3 protein-coding genes are annotated in these 2,771 nt (G+C 39.2%); 1 reads left to right on the top strand and 2 read right to left on the bottom strand.

The window, feature by feature from the left end:
- A partial coding sequence (locus AC1DUA_RS36195; RefSeq protein WP_477504329.1) for a BCCT family transporter occupies positions 1 to 555 on the top strand: 555 nt, incomplete at its 5' end.
- 101 nt (positions 556 to 656) lie between these two features.
- On the opposite strand, the gene AC1DUA_RS36200 is transcribed toward AC1DUA_RS36195, so the two are convergent.
- Together AC1DUA_RS36200 and AC1DUA_RS36205 are read right to left on the bottom strand one after the other, a co-directional pair.
- Positions 657 to 1,259, bottom strand: coding sequence for a potassium channel family protein (locus tag AC1DUA_RS36200; RefSeq protein ID WP_477504330.1), 603 nt, complete (start codon positions 1,257 to 1,259; stop codon positions 657 to 659).
- A gap of 448 nt (positions 1,260 to 1,707) precedes the next feature.
- A partial coding sequence (locus AC1DUA_RS36205) for a cation:proton antiporter domain-containing protein (RefSeq protein WP_477504331.1) occupies positions 1,708 to 2,771 on the bottom strand: 1,064 nt, incomplete at its 5' end.

Genomic DNA, 2,771 nt, shown 5'->3' on the forward strand with positions numbered 1-2,771 from the left:
TCTAAGGGCAGAACGATTAAGGAGTTTGTTTTGGGCGTTCTCTTAATCCCTAGCCTGTTTAGCTTCATTTGGTTTTCCGTGTTCGGAGGAACGGGGCTGCATTTGGAATTGTTTGATCATTATCCAATAGCCGCGGCGGCTAAACAGGATGTTACGTCTGCATTGTTTTTAACGCTAGAGCAGTTGCCATTGGGTTACATTATAGCCTTTATTGCTACATTGCTGATCATTACTTTTTTCATTACATCCGCAGATTCTGCCACTTTTGTGCTCGGAATGCTTTCAACAAAAGGAAACCCTAACCCAGCGAATAAAGTTAAAATTGTTTGGGGAGTCCTGCAATCGGCTATTGCTATCGTACTCTTAGTTAGCGGTGGCTTAAGTGGTTTGCAGACCGCTTCTATTATAGCGGCAGTACCGTTCGCAGTAATTATCATTGGCATGTGCGCTTCTTTAATGATTGCGCTCAGGCAAGATGACCAAATATTAAGAACCAGAGACCAGAGGCGCATGAAGAAACTGGACGAGCTTCTGAGCAAGCAAAATGAATCTTAATGATGTTGATTTATGAGTTCAATCGTTGGTAGGTCTCTTTGTCACAAATAACAAAAAGTCTTGCAGTTTCGGGTATTCTTTCAAAGAGTCTTTTGTTAATATTAAGATTTCCTCCATCGGAAATTAATGTTGCTCCTTTCATCAACAGATCTTGAAAAGCATCTATCATATTGTGTGATTTCGTCAGCAAAGATAAATACCGCTCTTGCCTGAGATAAATTAGCCTTTTCCAGTGTAGTCAGTTGTTGTGGATTTCCTTGTATATAGTGTACTCGGTCATGTTGGATTGGCGTTTTCTCTAGGATGTCAATGAGTACAACTTCCGACGTTGCGTCTGTATTTAGAATCTCATGAATGGCATTCTGCGCATGTTTGCTCCAATCAATGATTACAAAATGATTTTGCCCTGAGTAACGCAATTTCCCTTCCTCCTTCAAGCGTAAATACATAAATAATGAGTCAATGACTTTACTGATAATGAGAGAAATGAGTCCGATGCCAAAAAAATAAATGATCATACCTAAACATTTGCCAGCAATAGTATGAGGATAATAATCGCCGTATCCGACAGTCGTGACGGTTGTCATTACCCACCATAACCCATTGAAGCGATTCTCAAATGTATCTGGCTCCAGTTCATATGATAATAAAGAATTGATTCCGATAAACAGAATAGTGACAATGAAAATAAGCTTCGTGTTCATTCGAATCATTCGAATGAGGAATTTTGTGAAAAAAATCTTAAATCTTCCTCCAATTAATTATGACTGCAAATATTGTAGCATAACCTGGCTGGAATTAATTCTTGTTATATAAAATTACGCCAAATAACCCTCCGATCCAGCTTCCAGTTGAAGGTGAGTAGGAGGGTTGCTTGGTTTTCAGTAATAGTGATATTACTATGTAGTAGTTATTTCAGCAAATAAGTATCAATAAATGCTTTGGGGACATAGGTCATATGTTTAATAAACGAAGGTGCGTACATGAGCATATCTTGCATAACACCGACCTTTATGTTTTTGCTATCGATTTGAAGCATGAAAGAGTTATTCATCGACATCATATTAAGGTAACACACATATCTTAAGAAGACTTTCGTAATCCTTACAAATGACTTACATCTTAGGAGTTTCATATTTAATATACCCGCACTTAAGTAACAACCTCACGAAAACCTTCGAATTGCTCCTTATTTCCACTAATCAATAAACGATCTCCAAGTCCGATTCCTTTACCAGCCATTTCCGTTTGTAGATTTGGGGATTCGATACGTACAAGCAGTCTTTTCTCGGCTGCCGCTTGAACCGATTGAGCAAATTCCATGTTAAATGCATCATCCATGGTTGCCACAACAAGGATATCGGCATCAAAAGCGCCATGCTGTCTTAAGGTGATTTCATTCAATTGTTGGATGTGATAAATAAACGGGTGCACTTGGTGTATATGGGATGTACTGTTTCCTTCAGGCCCATTAGCCGTATATACACGAATCTCATACATATCTTCATTCATTAAATCTTGCGCAACGGGCATGGAAATATGATTCATTCCAATAATGGTCACCCGTTTCTTGCGAATCGTTGGCTTGGGGGCTAGCTTATTGAAGAGGATTGGGAACAAAAGACAACTAAGGATGGCTACCAGAATGAGTGCCCCATGAAAGGACTCTCCAATGATATGTAAATCCAAAGCCAACGTTGCTGCCGCGATGACCAAACTAAGCTTGGAGGAGAGTAACAAGCCGGAGCTGATGACCTCCCGCCAATTGAACCATTTTTTTAATATGAGCATGGGGATGATTTTGGCAACAAACATAACGGCCAATAGAAGTGGGATCGACATTAATATTTTGGTATCCGCTAATAAATATTTCAATTCAAGCTTCGCACCCACCATTACAAAAAATATGGGGATTAAAAAACCATATCCAAACGACTCCAGTTGGTGGATGAATTCTTTCTTGGGACGAAGCAAGGATACAATGATTCCTGCAAGAAAGGCGCCTAATATATTTTCAACACCTAAGCTTTCCGATAGAAAAACGATAACTAATATTAATGTGAAAATGGCTCTAGTACCGAACTGAATGGAACTTTCGCCTAAGACTTGAAACACTTTTCCGGATGCGAACTGTTTAACAAATAAATAAATGATCGCTACCAACAAGAAGAAAAGCAGAAGCAATACCAGCTTGGACATATTGCTGGACAGAAAGC

Source organism: Paenibacillus sp. 01T422, from assembly GCF_056398785.1.

Excerpts from the sequence above, each read along its gene's own strand:
- AC1DUA_RS36200 (WP_477504330.1), bottom strand. The coding sequence starts at position 1,259 with ATGAACACGAAGCTTATTTTCATTGTCACTATTCTGTTTATCGGAATC.